Source organism: Rhodococcus sp. NJ-530 (genome assembly GCF_003860625.1).
GTDB classification, from domain to species: domain Bacteria; phylum Actinomycetota; class Actinomycetes; order Mycobacteriales; family Mycobacteriaceae; genus Rhodococcus_F; species Rhodococcus_F qingshengii.
Genome location: NZ_CP034152.1, coordinates 2,989,175 through 3,009,600 on the forward strand (window position 1 = coordinate 2,989,175; position 20,426 = coordinate 3,009,600).

Below are 20,426 nucleotides of genomic sequence, written 5' to 3' on the forward strand. Positions count from 1 at the left end.
CGAACCTACAGCTCCAGTTCGCGGGCAAGGATCGCCGCCTGGACGCGTGAGGTGAGGTGCAACTTCGACAGAACTCGCGACACGTGCGACTTCACCGTCGGAGCACCGACTCCGAGTTCACGCGACAGTTCGGCGTTGGACATACCCGTCCCCAACAGCGCGAGGACCTCGCGTTCACGGTCGGTGAGCTCGCTCAATCCCAGCGGTTCGGTGGGTTTGGGTGCGCGCTGCACGAACTCGCCGATCAGGACACGCGCCGCGCGCGGAGCGAGCACTGCACCTCCGGCCGCGACGTTGCGGATAGCGCTGGTCAGCTCGTCCGCGGTCGCAGTCTTGAGCAGGAATCCCGAAGCACCGGCGCGCAGGGCCGCGAAGACGTATTCGTCGAGGTCGAAGGTGGTCAACACCAGAACCCGGCTGCGGGTCGTCCCGATGATCTGACGCGTCGCCTCGATGCCGTCGGTGCCTGGCATCCGGACGTCCATGAGTACGATGTCGGGTTGATGCGTGCGGGTGACGGTGATCGCCGACGCTCCGTCACCGGCTTCTGCGACGACATCGATGTCGTCGTGCTGCCGCAGGATCATCGCGAGTCCCGACCGGATCGCGGCGTGGTCGTCGACCAGGGCGACGGTGATCACCGATCCGTTCCGTTCGGCGCGGGGACCGGTATCTGTGCGCATACCGTCCATTCTCCGTCGACCGGAAGTGCGTCGAGTGAACCGCCCAGCAGTTCGGCGCGGTGACGCATGTTTGCAAGTCCGTGCGTTCCCGCCCGAAAATTGGATGTGTCGCGACCGACGGGGTTTCGGATCTCGATCTGTAATGCATTGTGCTGGAGAGAGATCGACATCGAGATTGGCGCGCCAGGCGCATGCTTGAGTGCGTTGGTCAAGGCTTCTTGGGTGATCCGATACGCCGTGTGATCGACCACGCTCGGCAGGTTGGCAGCATCGACGTCGATCGCAACGTGCACAGTGCCGCCGGCTGCCCGAACTGCGTCCAGGACGACGGGCAACTCGGTCAGCCGCGGCGGAGAGGAACGCGGGTCCGGGGTCTCGTCGTCCCCGGCGTGGAGCAGTTCGATCATCGAGCGCATCTCGGAAAGGCCCGCGAGACTGCTCGATCTGATCGCCCCGATCATCTCCCGCAAGCCGTCGTCTGGTTCGCCCCGTTCACCGGAGAGAGCTGAGGTGGACAGTGCCGCCTCCGAGTGGATGGCGATGGCGGAGAGGTGGCTTGCGATCACGTCGTGCAGATCGCGCGCCATGGTCGCGCGTTCGTGAGCGACCGCGGCCTCGCGGTCCAGAGCGGCGAGTGCTTCGTGGACTCTGGAACGCTCGCGTTCGGCCTCGGTCAGTTCGACTTGTCGACGGATGACCAGTGCCCACCACACCGGTGTACCGAAGAACAGAGCGGTCACGACGCCCGCCCCAGCCGCAGCGCGGACGTCCTGGGTGGACAGGTAGACGAGGGCGGTGAGCGCGGCAACCGTCACTGCGGTCAGAGAACAGACCACTCGGCCCAACCGCGCCGTCCCGTACAGAACTGCGGCGTAGGTGAGATCCGAGAGGACCAGCCACATCGGCAGGGTGGGTCCCAGGGCGGCGTCGACCGCGACGATGACGGCCCCCGCCGCCAAGGCTGTTGCCGGATGCACCCGCCGGAACGAGTCGATCGCACACAGCAGAGCCAGCATCCCGATCCGAACCCCGGCGGGAACGTCGGCGACACCTCCGACATCGGTCCACATTTGGTACAGGCCGACCAGGTAGAGGAGTACCCCGATCGCGAACAGGCCGAAGGCGATGAGCGGATCGTTCCACTTGCCGACACTCCGACTTCTGGTCACCACAGACTTATCAGAGCACATCGGGGCGCCTGACTTGTCATACCAAATGATGAGGTCGGCGTTGTTCCGATGGCTGATGTGCGGATTCGATAGAGAAGACAGGCTCGACGTATGAAAATTCGCTTCGAGTTGATGATCGGCATTCTCTTGGTCGTCGGTGGCGGCTGTCTGTGGCTGTTCGCGCGTGACGCCGAGTTCTTCTGGTTTCGCGGCGGACCACTCGGCGTGATCCTCGCGATCATCGGTGCCTTCGACATCGTGAATGCAGTCCGAACGAGGGAGACAGCGATACCCGAGCGCCGAAACGACTGACGTGGAACTCGTCCTGCTCACCACGCTGGGCGGGCTCGCCCTGCTGGACAGTACGAGCATCGGAACCTTGGTCGTCCCGGTCTGGATGTTGTTGATGCCGGGACGACCGCAGGTTCGCAGGCTGCTGACATATCTGGTGGTCATCACGACGTTCTATTTTGTTGTCGGGGTGGTCGTCTGGACGACGGCACGGGCAGGCATGCCTGTCGTCGCCCCGCTACTCGACACCCCCGCCGCCCGCGTTGCGCAGTTGATTCTCGGTATCGCGTTGTTCGCGTGGAGCTTTCGATTCGATTCCGAGAAGAGACGCACATCCGGTCAGGCCGATCGAACCCATGTTTGGCGAGAGCGGGTGCTCGGCTCGGCCAGTTCCGCGAGAAGTGTTGTACTTCTGGCGATTGCTGCCGGAACCGCCGAATTGGTGACGATGTTGCCCTACTTGGCGGCGATCGCGATGATCACCGCTGCTGGGCTGCCCGCAGTCACGTCTGCGTCGATACTTGCCGGATACTGCCTGATCATGGCCATGCCCGCAGTGCTTCTGTTGTGCGGGCGGGTCGTGGCCGGCAACCGCCTCGACAAGCCGCTGCGCCGAGTGGACTCGCTGATGTCTCGCTACGGCGACAGCGCAATGGGTTGGATATTCGGCATTGCCGGTTTCTACCTCGCCGGCAATGCCGCTGCCGTGTTGTTCGTGAGTTGACGTTGTTCGTGAATTGACGTTGTTCGTGAATCAACCAGCCTGAACCAACGAATTGATCAGCTTCACACCGTCTTCCGGGTGATCGACGGTCACGGCGAACAGTCGTCCGTTCTCGAGAGTGACCACGATGGCCTCACCCGAGCGGAGAGTGACGGCTGTTCCGCGCGGTGTCATTCGGTAACCCCATCCGCCCCATTCGGCCGGACGTATCGCGTCGACTGATGCGGACTTCACCTTCGAGATGGGGATCTTCTTCCATTGAACGCCCCAGGAACTGATGCCGACACCGTGACGGTCGACGCGCACGGTGACCGACGCGAATGCTGTGACGGCGAGGGTGGACACACCCAGGATCACGGCAACCCACCAATCCGAGTACGCGGCAGTCGCGATCACGAGAACTACGAGGCCGGCGGTAACGATCCACGGCCAGACGCTGCGGACCTGCCCGACCCACACTGCACGTTCGGAGGCCGTCAGCGGAGTGTCGAGCGTCGGGGTCGGCAGTGGCGACTCCGGGCCGCTTCGTTGCTGGTCAGGCAGCGCGTATGCCAGAACTCCTACGAGTACCGCCGCGATCGGCGCAAGAATCCACCAGCCGATACGCGCGGCTTCCGGCGACCCGGCGTCGATCGTCAGGGCGACGCTCAGAATCCAGATCGTCGCCAGTGTCGCACTCGAGATCGAGGTTACGGCGAGAAACAAGGGCGCGTTGTCGCTCGAACGGGCCGCGACGACACAGGCGCAAACGACAGCCACCAGAGAAATCACCAGCGCGATGGCGAAAAACGTCGTCGTGGTGCTGAAGCCGTCCGGGGTCGATCCGGACCAATGGCTCGCGACGGTCTCGGGTAGGCGGTCACCCCACGCGAAGCGTGCGAGAACCAGGATCAGGGTCGGGATCAGAGTCAGCGAAGCTGCTGTCCAGAGTCGGATCTTGCTGGTCGTCATTGTGTGCTGGTCTCCTTGATGAGGTCGAGCATGTGCGCAGTGTCGAGTCCGAGATTTCGGGCCTGCCGTACGAACTCGCGCGCAGATTCGTTGAGAGCTGTCCTTCCCGAGTCGAACTCGGCGCGAATGACGGCGCCACGTCCGCGTCGGAGGTCGATCAGGCCTTCGTCGCGGAGTGTTGCGTACGCACGAAGAACCGTGTGGAGATTGACGTCGATCGACTCGGCGAGAGCGCGAGCGGACGGCAGGCGGTCACCTGGTCCGATCTCACCGCGGATGACCGAGCCACGAACCCCGGCTGCAATCTGCTCCGCTAGTGGAGTTGTGGAGGCGTGATCTATTCGGACCAACATGTTTGCATTCTATGCAAACAATGCGCGGTTTGACTAATTCGTGTCGGGGGATGCAGCGAGTTGTGACGTGGGACGGGTAACATCGGCAGAGCTGAAAGACGCGCATTCGGCGTGCGCAACGCAGCAGGAAAGGGGCTTGAATCGCATGAGCGGCCACTCAAAATGGGCCACCACCAAGCACAAGAAGGCTGTGATCGACGCACGTCGTGGCAAATCCTTCGCGAAGCTGATCAAGAACATCGAGGTGGCGGCACGAACCGGCGGTGGCGATCCCACGGGCAACCCCACCTTGTACGACGCCATCCAGAAGGCGAAGAAGACGTCTGTTCCCAATGACAACATCGAGCGTGCGCGCAAGCGCGGCGCCGGTGAAGAAGCGGGCGGCGCAGACTGGCAGACCATCATGTACGAGGGCTATGGACCCAACGGCGTCGCCGTTCTGATCGAGTGCCTCACCGACAACCGCAACCGCGCAGCCGGTGAAGTTCGCACCGCGATGACCCGTAACGGTGGCAACCTCGCTGACCCGGGTTCCGTCTCCTACCTGTTTGCTCGCAAGGGTGTCGTCACGCTCGAGAAGAACGGCCAGTCGGAGGACGACGTCCTGATGGCTGTGCTCGACGCCGGTGCCGAGGAAGTCACCGATCTCGGTGAAACCTTCGAAATCGTCAGTGAGCCACAGGATCTGGTTGCCGTACGTTCGGCCCTTCAGGAAGCCGGCATCGACTACGACTCCGCTGAAGCCGATTTCCGCGCTTCCGTCGAGGTTCCCTTGGATGTCGACGGCGCACGCAAGATCTTCAAGCTCGTCGACGCGCTCGAAGATTCTGACGACGTGCAGAACGTCTACACCAACATCGATCTGTCCGACGAGGTTCTCGCGGCTCTCGAAGACTGATTGTTTTTCAACTCAACCCGGCCCTGACGTCCGCGTCCGGGCCGGGTTGCGTGTTGATGCGGGGTAGTAGTCCCGCGCACCGCTAAGCTATCGAACAGCTGTTCGGTATGGAGAGGTGTGACAAGTGCGCGTGCTCGGAGTGGACCCAGGCTTGACTCGCTGCGGGTTGGGAGTGGTCGACGGGAGCAACGGCAGGAAAGTGCGCCCCATTGCGGTCGACGTGGTGCGGACTCCGGCCGAGATGGACCTTGGTTCTCGGCTTCTGCGGATCTCCGATGCGGCTGAACTGTGGATCGAGCAGTACAAGCCGGAGGTGGTCGCGATCGAGCGCGTGTTCGCGCAGCACAACGTCAGTACCGCGATGGGGACAGCGCAAGCAGGCGGAGTTGTCGCGCTCGCTGCCGCCAGACGCGGCATTCCGGTGTGTTTCCACACGCCCAGCGAGGTGAAGGCCGCCGTCACCGGCAGCGGTAACGCCGACAAGGCGCAGGTCACTGCGATGGTGACGCGAATTCTGAATTTGAAGACGGCGCCGAAACCGGCTGACGCTGCCGACGCTCTGGCGCTGGCGATCTGTCACTGCTGGCGAGCACCGATGATCGAGCGGATGGCCCGCGCCGAGGCGATGGCCGCTGAACAAATGCGTAAGTATCAGGCAAAATTGGCCGAGACGAAGAAGGCAGGTTCACGATGATCGCGTCGGTACGCGGCGAGGTACTCGATATTGCGCTCGATCACGCGGTCATCGAAGCGTCAGGTGTCGGCTATCGGGTCAATGCCACCCCGGTGACTCTCGGTGCGCTGCACCGGGGAAGCGAAGCGCGACTGTTCACGACGATGATCGTTCGCGAAGACTCGATGACGCTGTACGGTTTTTCCGATACCGAGTCGAAGGACCTGTTCAGCCTCCTGCAGACGGTTTCCGGAGTCGGACCGCGCCTGGCGATGGCAACTCTCGCAGTTCTCGAACCGGACGCGCTGCGGCGGGCGCTCTCGGAAGGCAACCTGACGGCGTTGACGAGGGTGCCCGGTATCGGAAAACGCGGCGCCGAGCGCATGGTTGTCGAACTGCGTGACAAGGTCGACGCCGTCGCGACGACGGCTGGCGCGGCGTCCGGCGTCGTCGTCGGCAGCTCGATCCGTGATCAGATCGTCGAGGCTCTCGAAGGTCTGGGCTTCCCGATCAAGCAGGCTGAGCAGGCCACGGATTCGGTTCTGGCGGAATCGCCCGAGGCCACCACGTCGGTCGCACTGCGTTCTGCTCTGTCGCTGCTCGGTAAGACTCGATGAACTTCGACCCGATCGACGATTTCGACGACGAGTCGCAGGTCTCTGCCGAATTGGTGGCGGGAGACGGTGATGTCGAAGCGAGTCTGCGCCCCAAGAGTCTCGACGACTTCATCGGTCAACCTCGTGTTCGCGAACAACTGCAGCTCGTGCTCACCGGAGCAAAACTTCGCGGCAGCACGCCTGATCACATCCTGATGTCCGGTCCCCCGGGCTGGGCAAGACGTCGATGGCGATGATCATCGCGGGGGAGTTGGGCTCTTCTCTGCGGTTGACGTCCGGACCGGCGCTCGAACGCGCCGGAGACCTGGCCGCGATGCTGAGCAACCTCGTCGAGGGCGACGTGTTGTTCATCGACGAGATTCACCGAATCGCTCGTCCGGCCGAGGAGATGTTGTACCTGGCGATGGAAGACTTCCGTGTCGACGTCGTCGTCGGTAAGGGGCCGGGTGCCACGTCGATTCCTCTGGAGGTTGCACCGTTCACGCTGGTCGGTGCGACTACCCGATCCGGTGCGCTGACCGGTCCGCTGCGCGATCGTTTCGGATTCACCGCGCACATGGATTTCTACGAACCCGAAGAGCTGCAACAGATTCTGATGCGTTCGGCCGGAATTCTGGGCGTCGATCTCGAAGTTGACGCCGGCGCCGAAATCGCACGACGCTCGCGGGGGACACCGCGTATCGCGAACCGATTGCTGCGCCGGGTGCGCGACTTCGCCGAGGTGCGCGCCGACGGAATCGTCACCATGGACGTCGCTCAGGCGGCCTTGGCTGTTTACGACGTGGACCAGTTGGGCTTGGACCGTCTCGACCGTTCGGTACTGAGTGCTTTGGTGCGTTCGTTCGGCGGCGGGCCCGTCGGCCTTTCGACGCTTGCGGTGGCCGTCGGCGAGGAACCGTCGACGGTGGAAGAAGTGTGCGAGCCGTTCCTGGTCCGGGCCGGAATGATCGCCCGGACGCCGCGAGGACGTGTGGCTACCGCCGCTGCCTGGACTCAACTCGGAATGACACCGCCGCCGGATGCCGCAGCGGGCGGTATCGAGGTTCGTGTCAACGAACCGCAGGCCACGTTGTTCGATCCGAACGGCGAGTGAATTTCGACTGGAAAGGCCTACTTGAACGGCCGATCTGTCAGGAATCCTCAGCAACTAATGGCACACTGGTGTATTGCGTAGGTCCATCCGGGACCATCGCGGCGTAAAACGTGCAACACAACCGAGGTTGATCAACACATGTCGAGTTTGCTTTTCCCCCTCTTGATCCTCGCACTGCTGGTGCCCATGTTCCTGGGCATGCGCAAGCAGAAGAAGGCCTTGGCCGCGACTTCCGAGATGCAGGACTCGCTGCAGGTCGGCGATCGGGTGCAGACCACGGCCGGGCTCTACGCCACGATCGCTTCCCTGGACGACGACACCGTGGACCTCGAGATCGCGGACGGTGTCATCACCACCTGGTCGCGTCTGGTCATCCGTGAGCGCGTCGTCGAGACGACCGAGACCGACGACGACTCGATTTCCGAGATCGAAGAGTCTGCTGCCGATACCGAAATCCGGCTCACCAAGGAGTCCTGACTTCGTCGAACTGGTACGTGTTCTAGAGTTGTGAACTCGGACACACGTCCAGATTGTCTTGTCCGCTCTTACACCAGCAGCTCAGTTCACCCCGTTGATCAATCGTTGCAGTTCGAACGCCGCAGCTCGGGTGGTCGTCGACCACCCGAGCCGTGCACTTACTGAAGCTCTGCACCTACCGAGGAGACTTAAAGATCGTGGCACCTTCCACCGGAACGGTGCATCCGGTCCGCTACCTGGCCCTTTTCGGGGTCCTGGTAGTGGCACTGTATGCCCTGGTGTTCTTCACTGGAGACAAGTCGGCCACGCCGAAACTCGGCATCGACCTGCAGGGTGGAACGCGCGTCACGTTGACCGCTCGTACCCCGGACGGCAGCGCTCCCAGTCAGGACAGTCTCAAGCAGGCTCAGGAAATCATCGAGACCCGCGTCAACGGTCTCGGCGTTTCCGGTTCCGAGGTCGTTGTCGACGGTGACAACCTCGTCATCACCGTTCCCGGCGACGACAGTGCGCAGGCTCGCTCGCTCGGCCAGACCGCTCGTCTGTACATCCGCCCGGTGACGGGTTCGATCGACGTCGCCACCCGTGACGCGAATCGGACAGCTACGCCTGAGGCGCCGGCGGCCGAAACTCCGGCCACTGATGCACCGGCCCCCGAAGCACCCGCTGACGGGACGCAGACGCCGCAGAACCGTCCGTTCCTGGCTCAGGACCCGACTACTCCCGAGGCAACGCCCGCGCCGCAGACAACGACTCCGGCCCCCACCGGGGACGCGCCGAGCGACGGCACCGACGAAGGCGACGCAGCAGCAGCGGAAATCGCCGCAGCGCGCGCCCTCCGGCAGAGCAGCGATCCGACAGTGCAGCAGCAAGCAGTGGCGAACCTCGACTGCTCCGTCGCGGATCCGCTCCGTGGAAACGACGACCCGACCCTGCCGCTGGTCGCGTGCTCGCAAGACGGACTGAACATCTATCTCCTCGGTCCTTCGATCATCGACGGCCAGGAGATTGCCGACGCGTCTTCGGTCTTCAACTCGCAGCAGTCGCGCCACGAGATCAGCCTCTCGTTCAAGACGACCGGCAGCAACACCTGGGCCGAGTTCACCTCAGCCAACATCGGCAAGCAGGCAGCGTTCACGCTCGACTCGAAGGTCGTCAGCGCTCCCACGATTCAAGGTGCAACGCCTGCGGGTAGCGCCACCTCGATCACGGGCAGTTTCACTGCCGAGAGTGCCAAAGAACTTGCCAACACACTGAAGTACGGTTCGCTTCCGCTCTCGTTCGCAGCCTCTGAGGCCGAGACGGTCTCGGCCACGCTCGGCCTGGCCTCACTGCAGGCGGCATTGATCGCCGGCGCGGTCGGTCTCGTTCTCGTTCTGCTGTACTGCCTCGTCTACTACCGCATGCTCGGCGTCCTGACGGCGTTGTCGCTGATTCTCTCCGGAGTCATGGTCTACGCGATCATGGTTCTGCTCGGCAGATACATCGGCTTCACGCTCGACTTGGCCGGCATGGCTGGTCTGATCATCGGTATCGGTATGACCGCCGACTCGTTCGTCGTGTTCTTCGAACGCATCAAGGACGAAATGCGTGAGGGCCGTAGCTTCCGCTCGGCGGTGCCACGCGGTTGGGCAAGAGCACGCCGAACAATTCTTTCCGGCAACGCGGTGAGCTTCATCGCCGCTGCAGTTCTGTACGTGCTGGCGGTCGGACAGGTGCGAGGCTTCGCCTTCACCTTGGGTCTGACGACCATTCTCGACGTGATTGTCGTGTTCCTCGTGACGTGGCCACTGGTCAGCATGGCGTCCCGTTCGGCGTTCTGGTCCAAGCCCAGCGTCAACGGTCTCGGCGCAGTGCAAGAGGTTGCCCGCGAACGTAAGGTTGCCGCCGCTGCGTCGGCTAAGGAGACACGAGCATGAGCGAGTCCAACAACTCCCCGGTGGGGTCCACCAACAGTTCCGCCGCCGAGTCCGCCGATGCGGCGGCCCGGTCGGAGATCACCGACTCAGGCGTCGATCAGGGCGCGATGCCCAAGCACAGCTGGCTCTCGCGGTTGTACACCGGAACGGGTGCGTTCGAGGTCGTCGGCAAGCGTCGCTTCTACTACGGACTGACCGGCGCTCTGGTCGCCATTGCGCTGCTGAGCATCATCCTGCGCGGCTTCACCTTCGGTATCGATTTCGAAGGCGGATCACGCATTCAGTTCCCTGCCGAGGGCGGAGTCGAGACGTCGGCGGTGGAAACCGTCTACTCCGACACACTCGGGTTCGAACCGGTCAGCGTGCAGACAGTCGGCTCGGGTGCCAGCGCAACCGTGCAGATCCGGTCGGAGACGTTGAACGCGACGCAGATCAACGATCTTCAGTCGGCTCTCTTCGACGAGTTCCAGCCCAAGGACAAGAACGGGAACCCGTCGGCGCAAGCCATCAGTTTTGCGGACGTGAGTGAAACCTGGGGCGGCCAGATCACCAAGAAGGCGCTGATCGCGCTGATTGTGTTCCTGGTGATCGTGAGTATCTACATCGCCATCCGCTTCGAGCGGGACATGGCGGTAGCTGCGATCGTTGCGTTGTTCTTCGACATCATCGTCACTGCCGGCGTCTACTCGCTCGTCGGTTTCGAGGTGACGCCCGCGACGGTGATCGGTTTGCTCACCATTCTCGGCTTCTCGCTGTACGACACCGTGGTGGTGTTCGACAAGGTCGAAGAGAACACCCGCGGTGTTCTGCATCTGACGCGCCGGACGTACGGCGAGCAGGCCAACCTCGCGGTGAATCAGACCTTGATGCGATCGATCAACACGACGGTCATCAGCGTGCTCCCGGTGATCGCTCTGATGGTTGTCGCGGTCTGGATGCTCGGCGTCGGCACACTCAAGGACCTTGCGCTCGTTCAGCTCGTCGGCATCATCGTGGGTGCGTACTCCTCGATCTTCTTCGCGACGCCGCTCCTGGTGTCGATGAAGGAACGCTGGGGACCCGTTGCCGCGCACACTCGTAAGGTGCTCTCGCGCCGGGCTACGCTGGCCGAGAAAGGTACGCAGACGGTTGCCGTCGGCGCACCAGTTGCACGCCGCGCTCCGGTTGCTCCGCAGCCGGGTGCGCGGCCGACCGGAAAGCGAAACAAGAAGGGGCACTGAACATGCTCCCAAGAACACGCACACTGGTTCGATCGATGACGTTCGTTGCGGCCACCGCTGTGGCTGCGGGTTCGTTGGCGGCCTGCTCGGAAAGCGCCGAGCAGGTTCCGTCCATCGGATATGCCATCGACAACTCCATCTCCACGTACAACGCCAACACGACAGCTGGATCGGTGTCCGGGGCGATGGCCGCGTTCGGCCGGGTGCTTCCCGGCTTCACGTTCACCGGCCCGGCCGGAGCACCTGTCTCCGACACCGACATCGGAACGGCGTCTGAGTTGCCCGGTGACGTGCTCACGGTCTCGTACAAGCTCAATCCGGCGTCCGTGTACTCCGACGGGATTCCGATGTCCTGTGACGATCTCGTCCTCACCTGGGCGGCGTCGAGTGGCAAGTTCACCGAAGACGTCGATGGTGCCGTGAAGCCCATGTTCGACACGGCGAACAATCTCGGATACGCGGACATCGACCGGATCGACTGCCAGAGCGGGGCGAAGGACGCGACGGTGTTCTTCAAACCCGGGCGATCGTTCACCGATTGGCGGTCGTTGTTCGGTGCGACTGCGTTGATGCCTTCACACGTCGTGACGCAGCGCACGGGTGTCAGCGACGTGGTGAGCGCGGTGAATGCCGGTGACACCGAAGCGTTGTCGAAGATCGCGGACTTCTGGAACACCGGGTGGAACCTGACTCCAGGTCAGGTGGACACCTCCGTACTGCCCTCCGCTGGTCCGTATCGAATCGACTCGTACAGTACCGACGACGGCCTGGTGCTGGTCGCGAACGAGCGGTGGTGGGGCAACAAGCCTGCGACCGATCGCATCGTCGTCTGGCCACGTGGTGTGAATCTGACCGAGGATCTCGACAAGAACTCGATCGAGGTAGTCGACGTCGCTTCCGGCTCGGCTGGCGAACTCGGTACTCCGTCCGGGTTCGACGTCCAACAGATTCCGTCGCGGTCGATCGAGCAGTTCGTTCTCGCGACCTCTGGTTCGCTGGGCGACGAAGCCGCCCGTCGAGCGTTCGCGCATTGTGTTCCGCGTACGACTCTGTTCGAGAAGTTCGGGCAGACGGAGAATGCGCCGCAGGCGGGTTTGGGTTCCGGCGTGGTCGATTCGCGACTGATGGCGCCGGATTCACTCGTTTACAGCGACGCCGCTGCGGTCGACGGTGATCGGTACGCCAATGCCGACATCGAGGCTGCGAAGACGTCGTTGTCGGAAGCCGACCTCGACCAGTTGACCGTCCGGGTCGGGTACCTCGCACCGGACCCGGTGCGGGCGCAGATCGTCTCCGAAGCGAAAGCCGCGTGTGCTCCGGCGGGAATCACGGTCGAGGACGCAAGTAGCGACAGCTTCGATCCCGCGAGTCTGCAGAGTGGGGGAGTCGACGCCGTGCTCTCCGGCATGGCAGGCAAAGTCGGCGCAGGCGGAACAGCGAGCATGATCGACGCGCGCGGAGCGCTGCGATCGGGCAACGGCGCAAACCTCGGTACGTACGGAAATGCCAGGATCGATCAGATCATCGATCAGTTGAACGTGGATGCGAGCACGAGTGCGCAATTGGGACTCTCGGTGGAGGCGGAGAACATCCTGTGGACCCAGGTGCCTACGATTCCACTGTTCAATCAACTACGAACTGTCGCTGTAGCTCCAGGCATGTCGGCAGTGTTGGTCAATCCGACTCGGGCCGCTACCGGCTGGAACATGGACAGATGGGTACTACGCAGATGAGCGTCTCGAATGGTGTTGCCTTGCACACGACTGAAGAATTGATCGCAATCCACCGGGCTGCCGGTGACGCCGTTGTTCGGCTGACCCGCTGGGCGGACAACTTTCCCGGTCCCGGTGTTCGGTTCGCCGATCTGACTCCGGTGTTCGCCGACGCCGAGGGGTTCGGGGCCGTGCTCGAAGCCCTTGTCGCCTGTGCTCCGGACGCCGACACGATCGCCGCCGTCGATGCTCGCGGTTTCCTGCTCGGTGCCGGTGCGGCCGCGAAGATGGGTGCGGGAGTCGTTGCCGTGCGGAAGGTCGGCAAACTGCCGCCGCCGGTGCTCTCTCGTTCGTACAGCCTCGAGTACGGATCCTCGACTCTGGAGATTCCCGCAAACGGCTTCGATCTCACGGGGCGGAATGTTCTGGTGATCGACGACGTTCTGGCTACCGGAGGGACACTCGAGGCGGCTGTACAGTTGGTCGAGTTGGGTGGAGCGAACGTCGTCGGCGTCGCAGTGGTGCTCGAGATCGAGGAACTGCGCGGTCGAGATCGCTTCTTGAAGTACCCACTGACATCACTGGTGAAGGTCTGAGTATTAAAGTTGTCTCCTGGGGTCGAGTTAGACCTCCAGGGCAATTACCCGATGCAGGGCGGTTGCCTCAACCAACTCGGTGGTAGGAGGTGGCGACATGACGTCGAATCTTGATCGATCACAGAACTCGGGTGCAGTGTCGCAGGAGACGGGTGCAGTTCCGGCTCCGGAGACGACACCATCGAAGTCCGCGGTGCCCGACGATTCGGGATCTGCGCAAACTACCGGCAATCGGGGTGGGCAGAATCTGGCCGTGCCCGCTTCCGCCTCCCGTAGGGTGCGCGCTCGGCTTGCTCGACGCATCACCGGTCAGCGCAACGCCACCATCCGCCCGGTGCTCGAGCCGTTGGTCAGCCTCCACCGTGAGCTGTATCCGAAGGCCGACCTCGCGCTGCTCCAGCGTGCGTACGACGTCGCCGAGGACAGACATTCGAGCCAGCGGCGCAAGTCCGGCGATCCGTACATCACGCATCCGTTGGCCGTCGCGAGCATTCTGGCCGAGCTGGGAATGGACACCACCACCCTCGTCGCAGCCCTTCTGCACGACACCGTCGAGGACACCGGTTACTCACTCGAAGAGTTGACCAAGGATTTCGGTGACGAGGTCGCTCACCTTGTCGACGGAGTCACCAAACTCGACAAGGTCGTTCTGGGCACCGCCGCCGAGGGCGAAACCATCCGCAAGATGATCATCGCGATGGCGCGGGACCCGCGCGTGCTCGTGATCAAGGTTGCGGATCGTCTGCACAACATGCGCACGATGCGATTCCTGCCGCCCGAAAAGCAGGCACGTAAGGCGCGTGAGACTCTCGAAGTCATTGCACCACTTGCGCATCGGCTCGGAATGGCGACCGTCAAGTGGGAACTCGAGGACCTTTCGTTCGCGATCCTGCACCCGAAGAAGTACGACGAGATCGTTCGACTGGTCGCCGATCGCGCGCCCTCTCGAGACACTTATCTGGCCAAGGTTCGCGCCGAGATCAACTCGACTCTGTCCGCCTCGCGGATCAATGCCATCGTCGAGGGCCGGCCCAAGCACTACTGGTCGATCTACCAGAAGATGATCGTCAAGGGCCGCGATTTCGACGACATCCACGATCTGGTCGGCGTGCGCATTCTGTGCGAAGAGGTGCGTGACTGTTACGCCGCGGTCGGTGTTGTCCACTCGCTGTGGCAGCCGATGGCCGGACGCTTCAAGGACTACATCGCACAGCCGCGCTACGGCGTCTACCAGTCGCTGCACACCACCGTCGTGGGACCGGAAGGCAAGCCCCTGGAGGTCCAGATCCGGACCCAGGACATGCACCGGACCGCGGAGTTCGGTATCGCCGCGCACTGGCGGTACAAGGAGACCAAGGGCAAGCACGCGGGCGACATCGCCGAGGTCGACGACATGGCGTGGATGCGTCAGCTACTCGACTGGCAACGTGAAGCGGCCGATCCGGGGGAGTTCCTCGAATCGTTGCGTTACGACCTCGCGGTCAAGGAGATCTTCGTCTTCACGCCGAAGGGCGACGTCATCACGTTGCCTGCCGGATCGACCCCCGTCGATTTCGCGTATGCGGTGCACACCGAGGTCGGGCACCGATGCATCGGTGCCCGGGTCAACGGCCGACTGGTCGCGCTGGAACGAACTCTCGAAAACGGCGAAGTGGTGGAGGTCTTCACGTCGAAGGCTGCCACCGCCGGGCCGAGCCGTGATTGGCAGACGTTTGTCGTCTCGCCGCGTGCCAAGGCGAAGATCCGTCAGTGGTTCGCGAAGGAACGCCGCGAGGAGGCGCTCGAGTCCGGCAAGGATCAGATCGCGAAGGAGGTCCGCCGTGTGGGACTTCCGTTGCAGCGTTTGATGAATGCCGAATCGATGAGCACGATCGCGCACGAACTTCGCTATCCCGACGTCTCGGCGTTGTACACGGCCGTAGGGGAGAGTCAGGTGTCGGCGCACCACGTCGTGCAGCGACTGGTTGCTCATCTGGGCGGCGTCGGCGCCGTCGAGGAGGAACTGGCCGAGCGTTCGACGCCGTCGACCATGCCGGTGCGCACCCGCAGTACGGGTGACTCCGGAATTCTGGTTCCCGGAGCACCGGGCACGGTGGCAAAACTCGCGAAGTGTTGCACGCCGGTACCGGGCGATTCGATTCTGGGCTTCGTCACGCGTGGCGGCGCGGTCAGCGTGCATCGTACCGACTGCACCAACGCCAACTCGCTCCACGATCAGTCGGAGCGAATCATCGACGTCGAATGGGCACCGTCAGCGACATCGGTGTTCCTGGTCGCGATCCAGATAGAGGCGCTCGATCGTCATCGGTTGCTTTCCGACGTCACCAAGGCGTTGGCCGACGAGAAGGTGAACATCCTGTCGGCCTCGGTCACCACCTCAGGTGACCGAGTGGCGATCAGCAAGTTCACCTTCGAGATGGGTGACCCGAAGCACTTGGGTCATGTTCTCAACGTGGTTCGTAACGTGGAAGGCGTCTACGACGTCTACCGCGTGACCTCTGCTTCGTAAACTGCTGTGCGCCTTTATTAACCGCGGGCGGTTAATAAAGGCGCACAGGGGGTCAGGCGACTACTGCAGTCTCGATGGTGATCGGGGTGTTGGGTGCGCCGCCGCCGGTTGCTCCCATGCCACCATCGTCGCCGTCGGCCGCGATCTTCTCGATCGTCGCCAGGCCGGCGTCGTCGATCTTTCCGAAGACCGTGTAGTTGGGCGGCAAGACCGAATCCTCGTAGACGAGGAAGAACTGACTGCCGTTGCTGCCCGGTTTACCCGAGTTGGCCATTGCCAGCGTGCCGCGGGGGTAGACGGCAGGCAAGGAGAGTGCCGGATCGTTAGCCGGGTAGGCAGTGGTCGGGTACTCGTTGTCGAAGCCATAGCCCGGTCCGCCCGTGCCCTTGCCCGAGGGATCGCCGCACTGCAGGATCTGTAGACCGGGTGTGGTGACGAGTCGATGGCACGGGGTGTCGTCGAAGTACTTCTGCTCGGTCAAGCTCACGATGCTGTTGACCGTGCAGGGGGCTTCCGCCCGATTCAGTTCCATCCCGATCGGGCCGGCCGTAGTCGTGAGCGCGACGTTGACGGTTCCCTCGGTGGACACACCCGTGGAGTTCGGCGGATTGACGGTTTTTGCTGCACCCGCCGCGCTCGGGTACGAGCAGTCGACGGTCGCCGAGGCCGGAGTCGGGACAGGCGGGAGTGCGTCGAACTGTGACATGTCGAGCGGCGGCATGGCAGCCGTTGTCGTCTTCGCCTTGGAGGTGCTGGACGGCGAGTCCGAGCTACCGGAATCACTGGAACAACCAGCCAGAAGCAGCGCCGCGGCGCTTGCGGCGGCAATAACTACAGGAAAGCGCATCACAGGATTACGTCGCATCAGTCGAGCCTTATTGTCTTGATGTCGGTGGTCAGATTCGGCTTGCCGTCACCCTCTGGCGTCGATCCGCCGGCCGCGACCTTGTCCAAAGTGGCGAGCCCGGTTTCGTCGATCGTGCCGAAAACCGTGTACTGCGGGGGGAGTTGTGAGTCGCCGTAGACGAGGAAGAACTGGCTGCCGTTGCTACCGGGTGCCCCGGTGTTGGCCATCGCAACCGTGCCGCGCGCGTAGGTGACGGGCTCCTGCGCTGCCGGGTCGGTGGTGGAATACGCCGTGGTGGGGAATTCGTTGTCGAAGCCGTAGCCCGGTCCGCCGGTGCCGGTGCCCGACGGGTCACCGCACTGCAGCACCTGGAGCGAGGGGCTCGTCGTCATGCGGTGGCAGGTGGTGTCGTTGAAGTAGTCCTGCTGCGCCAAGCTCACGAAGCTGTTGACGGTGCACGGAGACTTCGTTCCGTCGAGTGTGAGCCCGATGTTTCCCTGCGAGGTCTCGACGCTGATGCTCGGCGTCGCGTCCGGCGCGGTGGTGGGAATCCCGTCGGTACGAGGAGGGTTGTTGGCCTTGGACGCGGTAGCGCCGTCGGCTGGATACGAGCAGGAAACCGTGTCGGCCAGTGGCGTCGACAGACCGGCCGGCATTGCACCCGCGGTCTGTGGCGTGAGGCTCGAGTCGTCGGCAGCAGTGTTGGTGGTGTTCGCGTCGTCGTCACTGCGATTGCTCAGCCAGATGAGTCCACCGACGACGCCGACTACGACGACCACGCCGAGTGCAGTTCCGGCTATCGTCATCTGCTTTCGCTTGCGGGCACGTTCTGCGCGACGTTCGAGCTGACGCTCGAGCTTGCGTTTCGCCGCCTCGCGGCGTTGCTCGTTACTCGGCACTGCTGTAGTCCTCCGTATCGCGGGTGGATCGTGGTCGGCCGGCCGAGCGACACCCTGGGGGTCGGCTTCGGCAAGCGGCTCTACTCGTCGTCAGAGTCTCCCATTGCAACCTGAGAACTTACTGGCGGGGCAGCAGCTTAGGCTGTAACCGACAGCGTGTTGTTCGTTTCCACCCTTCGAAGAGGAGTTGCCCCCGTGCTCGTCACTGGTTTTCCGGCCGGGATGTTCCAAACCAACTGCTACATACTCGCTCAGGACGACGCGTGCGAGTGCGTAGTCGTAGATCCGGGTCAGGATGCAGCTGAGCCGCTCTTCGAATATCTGGACTCCAAGGACATGTCGGTCACGGCGGTCCTCCTGACGCACGGTCATCTCGATCACGTGTGGTCGGCCCGCGAGGTCTGTGAGCGGTATTCCGTACCCGCGTACATCCATCCCGAGGATCGCTACATGCTCAGCGATCCGGCACGGGGGATCGGCCCGACGATGAAGGAATTCATTCAAGGCATGACGTTCGTGGAGCCGGACGAGGTGATCGAACTGGCCGACGGAGACAAGATCACCGAGGCCGGAATGACGTTCGTCGTGGACCACACACCCGGGCACACGCAGGGATCGGTGGTGTTCCGCACCCAGGCGAACACCGAGAGCGGGCCCGTGGATTTGGCGTTCACCGGTGACACCCTGTTCCAGGGTTCCATCGGGCGCAGCGACCTGCCCGGCGGAAATCACGAGCAGTTGCTCGCTTCGATCGCCCGCAAGCTATTGGTACTCGGTGACGAGACAGTGGTCCTGCCCGGGCACGGCGGCAACAGTTCGATCGGCGCCGAGCGAAGCTCGAATCCGTTTCTCGTTGGACTCAGCGCACAAGAATAAGGAAAAGTACCTCTCGTGAGTAAAGCCAGCACCTTCTCTGCACCCAAGGGCATTCCGGACTACGTTCCGCCGCAGTCAGCCGAATTCGTCGCCGTTCGTGACGGTTTGACGCGCGCCGCGAGGTTGGCCGGATACGGCCACATCGAATTGCCGATCTTCGAGGACACCGGCCTGTTCGCTCGCGGTGTCGGTGAGTCGACCGACGTCGTCAGCAAAGAGATGTACACATTCGCCGACCGCGGTGACCGTTCGGTGACGTTGCGTCCCGAGGGAACCGCCGGAGTCATGCGTGCGGTCATCGAGCACAGCCTCGATCGTGGACAGTTGCCGGTCAAGGTCAGCTACGCGGGCCCGTTCTTCCGCTACGAGCGCCCGCAGGCCGGTCGCTACCGCCAGTTGCAGCAGGTCGGCGTCGAAGCCATCGGGATCGACGACCCCGCGCTCGACGCTGAGGTCATCGCGATCGCCGACGCCGGATTCCGGTTGTTGGGGCTCGACGGCTTCCGCCTCGAAATCACCTCTCTCGGTGACGACACCTGCCGGCCGCAGTATCGCGAACTGCTGCAGGAGTTTCTCTTTGCACTCCCACTCGACGAGGACACGCGTCGACGGGCCGAGATCAACCCGCTCCGCGTGCTCGACGACAAGCGCCCGGATGTTCGTGAGATGACTGCGGGCGCACCGCTCATGCTCGATCACCTGTCCGAGAGCTGCAAGGCGCACTTCGACGAGGTGCTAGCGCACCTGGACGCATTGGGCGTTCCGTACGTCGTCAACCCGCGCATGGTCCGCGGCCTCGACTACTACACCAAGACAACCTTCGAATTCGTGCACGACGGACTGGGTGCGCAGTCCGGAATCGGTGGTGGTGGTCGTTACGACGGTCTGATGGAACAGCTGGGTGGACAGCCGCTCTCGGGCATCGGGTTCGGAATCGGCGTCGACCGCACGGTTCTCGCGCTCGAGGCCGAGGGCAAGTCCGTTGCGCCACCGGCGCGTGTCGACGTCTTCTGTGTACCGATGGGTGCCGAGGCGAAGGCTGCACTGGTGAAGATCGCACATCAGTTGCGTGCCAATGGGATTCGCGTCGACCTGGCGTACGGAAACCGTGGCGTGAAGGGCTCGATGAAGGCAGCTGATCGTTCGGGTGCCGCGATCGCTTTGGTTCTCGGCGAGCGTGAACTCGAAGAGGGCGTTGTCGTTGTCAAACAGTTGGCAACAGGTGAGCAGGAGACAGTGGCGCTCGACCAGGTTGTCGACAAGCTCGGGGAACTCGTTGAGCACTGAGGCCGAACCGGTTTCGCTCGATCTGGTTCCCGTGGCGTTGATCGCGCCGCGGCTGAAGAAGTTCGCCGTTGTTGTCGTGGTGTTCGGTGTGGTCGTCGGGTTGATCGTCAGTGTGTTCTCGACGGCGACCGTTGGAGTGATCGTCGGTGCCGTCATCGCGGTGCCGACGTCACTGGCGATCCTGATGACGCTGCGCCGACATATCACGTTGTACGGCAACAGAGTTCGTGCGCAAGCTGGTTTTCGAACCAACGACGTCGACGTGGCCGAGGTACTCACGGCGGCATTGACGGTGCGATCCGGCCGGATCAGCGAAGTCAGCTTGACGCTCGGCGACGGACGGTCCACCGTGCGGATCCCGCTCGCGCTGTATACCGCGGGGGGTGGGCGCGAGTTGGAAATCCTTGCACTCCGCAAGCTCGCCGACGCGCTGGCGGCCAGCGAGTTGGTACCGGCTGCCGCGTTGTCCTCGGTGCTGATCGAACAGTTGCGTGCCGAAGCCCGCGGCGCCGGACTCGCCGAGCGTCCGCTCTACCGCGCCGTCGAACTCGTGACGGCGGAGGGACGAGTGCCGAGGACCACACTGACAGACCACGAAGTGGCCGGTTTACTCGACTAGCGTGGAAACCGTT

20 protein-coding genes and 1 pseudogene are annotated in these 20,426 nt (G+C 63.1%); 15 read left to right on the forward strand and 6 right to left on the reverse strand.

The annotated features are described in order from the left end of the window. Nucleotides 1–5: 5 nt before the first annotated feature. Complete coding sequence (locus tag EHW12_RS14140) at nt 6–683, reverse strand: response regulator transcription factor (protein ID WP_125051019.1); 678 nt, start codon at nt 681–683, stop codon at nt 6–8. Then, on the reverse strand, nt 638–1,852 hold the full coding sequence (locus tag EHW12_RS14145; protein WP_238592720.1) for a histidine kinase: 1,215 nt from the start codon (nt 1,850–1,852) through the stop codon (nt 638–640). The genes EHW12_RS14140 and EHW12_RS14145 overlap by 46 nt, the downstream gene beginning before the upstream one ends. A 111-nt stretch (nt 1,853–1,963) precedes the next feature. Between EHW12_RS14145 and EHW12_RS14150 the strand changes: the two genes are divergently transcribed. Beyond that, nucleotides 1,964–2,164, forward strand: coding sequence for a hypothetical protein (locus tag EHW12_RS14150; RefSeq protein ID WP_003943331.1), 201 nt, complete (start codon nt 1,964–1,966; stop codon nt 2,162–2,164). A 1-nt stretch (nt 2,165) separates the two neighbouring features. Next, nucleotides 2,166–2,867 carry a GAP family protein gene (locus EHW12_RS14155; RefSeq protein WP_064444554.1) on the forward strand — a complete coding sequence of 234 codons (702 nt, stop codon included), beginning with the start codon at nt 2,166–2,168 and terminating at the stop codon, nt 2,865–2,867. Between the two features lie 30 nt (nt 2,868–2,897). On the opposite strand, the gene EHW12_RS14160 is transcribed toward EHW12_RS14155, so the two are convergent. Together EHW12_RS14160 and EHW12_RS14165 are read right to left on the reverse strand one after the other, a co-directional pair. Beyond that, nucleotides 2,898–3,818: a hypothetical protein gene (locus tag EHW12_RS14160; RefSeq protein WP_058227940.1), complete on the reverse strand. Its 921-nt coding sequence runs from the start codon at nt 3,816–3,818 to the stop codon at nt 2,898–2,900. Next, on the reverse strand, nt 3,815–4,171 hold the full coding sequence (locus EHW12_RS14165) for a GntR family transcriptional regulator (protein ID WP_003943322.1): 357 nt from the start codon (nt 4,169–4,171) through the stop codon (nt 3,815–3,817). The genes EHW12_RS14160 and EHW12_RS14165 overlap by 4 nt, the downstream gene beginning before the upstream one ends. A gap of 145 nt (nt 4,172–4,316) precedes the next feature. Between EHW12_RS14165 and EHW12_RS14170 the strand changes: the two genes are divergently transcribed. The 10 genes and pseudogenes from EHW12_RS14170 (at nt 4,317) to EHW12_RS14215 (ending at nt 15,885) form a co-directional block, all read left to right on the forward strand. Further along, nucleotides 4,317–5,069: a YebC/PmpR family DNA-binding transcriptional regulator gene (locus tag EHW12_RS14170; protein WP_007732951.1), complete on the forward strand. Its 753-nt coding sequence runs from the start codon at nt 4,317–4,319 to the stop codon at nt 5,067–5,069. A gap of 124 nt (nt 5,070–5,193) precedes the next feature. Continuing rightward, nucleotides 5,194–5,763 (forward strand): crossover junction endodeoxyribonuclease RuvC, encoded by a 570-nt coding sequence (ruvC, locus tag EHW12_RS14175; RefSeq protein ID WP_003943325.1) that lies wholly within the window; start codon nt 5,194–5,196, stop codon nt 5,761–5,763. Further along, nucleotides 5,760–6,359: a Holliday junction branch migration protein RuvA gene (ruvA, locus tag EHW12_RS14180; RefSeq protein ID WP_007732953.1), complete on the forward strand. Its 600-nt coding sequence runs from the start codon at nt 5,760–5,762 to the stop codon at nt 6,357–6,359. The genes ruvC and ruvA overlap by 4 nt, the downstream gene beginning before the upstream one ends. Beyond that, nucleotides 6,356–7,452: pseudogene (gene ruvB / locus EHW12_RS14185) on the forward strand (Holliday junction branch migration DNA helicase RuvB). The gene ruvA and the pseudogene ruvB overlap by 4 nt, the downstream one beginning before the upstream one ends. 138 nt (nt 7,453–7,590) lie before the next feature. Next, nucleotides 7,591–7,929, forward strand: a complete 339-nt coding sequence (gene yajC / locus EHW12_RS14190; protein ID WP_058227938.1) for a preprotein translocase subunit YajC — start codon at nt 7,591–7,593, stop codon at nt 7,927–7,929. A 197-nt stretch (nt 7,930–8,126) separates the two neighbouring features. After that, complete coding sequence (gene secD, locus EHW12_RS14195; RefSeq protein ID WP_007732956.1) at nt 8,127–9,848, forward strand: protein translocase subunit SecD; 1,722 nt, start codon at nt 8,127–8,129, stop codon at nt 9,846–9,848. After that, nucleotides 9,845–11,068, forward strand: a complete 1,224-nt coding sequence (secF, locus tag EHW12_RS14200; protein WP_007732958.1) for a protein translocase subunit SecF — start codon at nt 9,845–9,847, stop codon at nt 11,066–11,068. Before secD ends, secF begins: the two co-directional genes overlap by 4 nt. A gap of 2 nt (nt 11,069–11,070) precedes the next feature. Next, nucleotides 11,071–12,801: an ABC transporter substrate-binding protein gene (locus tag EHW12_RS14205; protein WP_003943316.1), complete on the forward strand. Its 1,731-nt coding sequence runs from the start codon at nt 11,071–11,073 to the stop codon at nt 12,799–12,801. Between the two features lie 41 nt (nt 12,802–12,842). Further along, nucleotides 12,843–13,376, forward strand: coding sequence for an adenine phosphoribosyltransferase (locus tag EHW12_RS14210; protein ID WP_206434857.1), 534 nt, complete (start codon nt 12,843–12,845; stop codon nt 13,374–13,376). 97 nt (nt 13,377–13,473) lie between these two features. Continuing rightward, the gene (locus tag EHW12_RS14215) at nt 13,474–15,885 is read left to right on the forward strand and encodes a RelA/SpoT family protein (RefSeq protein WP_003943344.1); all 2,412 of its coding nucleotides are present in this window, start codon (nt 13,474–13,476) and stop codon (nt 15,883–15,885) included. Between the two features lie 52 nt (nt 15,886–15,937). Here the strand turns inward: EHW12_RS14215 and EHW12_RS14220 are convergent, their stop codons facing one another. Both EHW12_RS14220 and EHW12_RS14225 read right to left on the reverse strand, forming a co-directional pair. Further along, the gene (locus EHW12_RS14220) at nt 15,938–16,732 is read right to left on the reverse strand and encodes a peptidylprolyl isomerase (protein ID WP_003943335.1); all 795 of its coding nucleotides are present in this window, start codon (nt 16,730–16,732) and stop codon (nt 15,938–15,940) included. Between the two features lie 17 nt (nt 16,733–16,749). Continuing rightward, on the reverse strand, nt 16,750–17,631 hold the full coding sequence (locus EHW12_RS14225) for a peptidylprolyl isomerase (RefSeq protein WP_125051021.1): 882 nt from the start codon (nt 17,629–17,631) through the stop codon (nt 16,750–16,752). Between the two features lie 195 nt (nt 17,632–17,826). Here EHW12_RS14225 and EHW12_RS14230 point away from each other — a divergent pair, with 195 nt between their 5' ends. From EHW12_RS14230 to EHW12_RS14240, 3 genes are read left to right on the forward strand one after another with little or no spacing between them, the layout of a single operon-like run. Further along, on the forward strand, nt 17,827–18,507 hold the full coding sequence (locus EHW12_RS14230) for an MBL fold metallo-hydrolase (protein WP_007732970.1): 681 nt from the start codon (nt 17,827–17,829) through the stop codon (nt 18,505–18,507). A gap of 15 nt (nt 18,508–18,522) precedes the next feature. Next, nucleotides 18,523–19,794 (forward strand): histidine--tRNA ligase, encoded by a 1,272-nt coding sequence (gene hisS / locus EHW12_RS14235; RefSeq protein ID WP_125051023.1) that lies wholly within the window; start codon nt 18,523–18,525, stop codon nt 19,792–19,794. Next, nucleotides 19,784–20,413: a hypothetical protein gene (locus EHW12_RS14240; RefSeq protein WP_042919891.1), complete on the forward strand. Its 630-nt coding sequence runs from the start codon at nt 19,784–19,786 to the stop codon at nt 20,411–20,413. The genes hisS and EHW12_RS14240 overlap by 11 nt, the downstream gene beginning before the upstream one ends. Nucleotides 20,414–20,426: the final 13 nt, after the last annotated feature.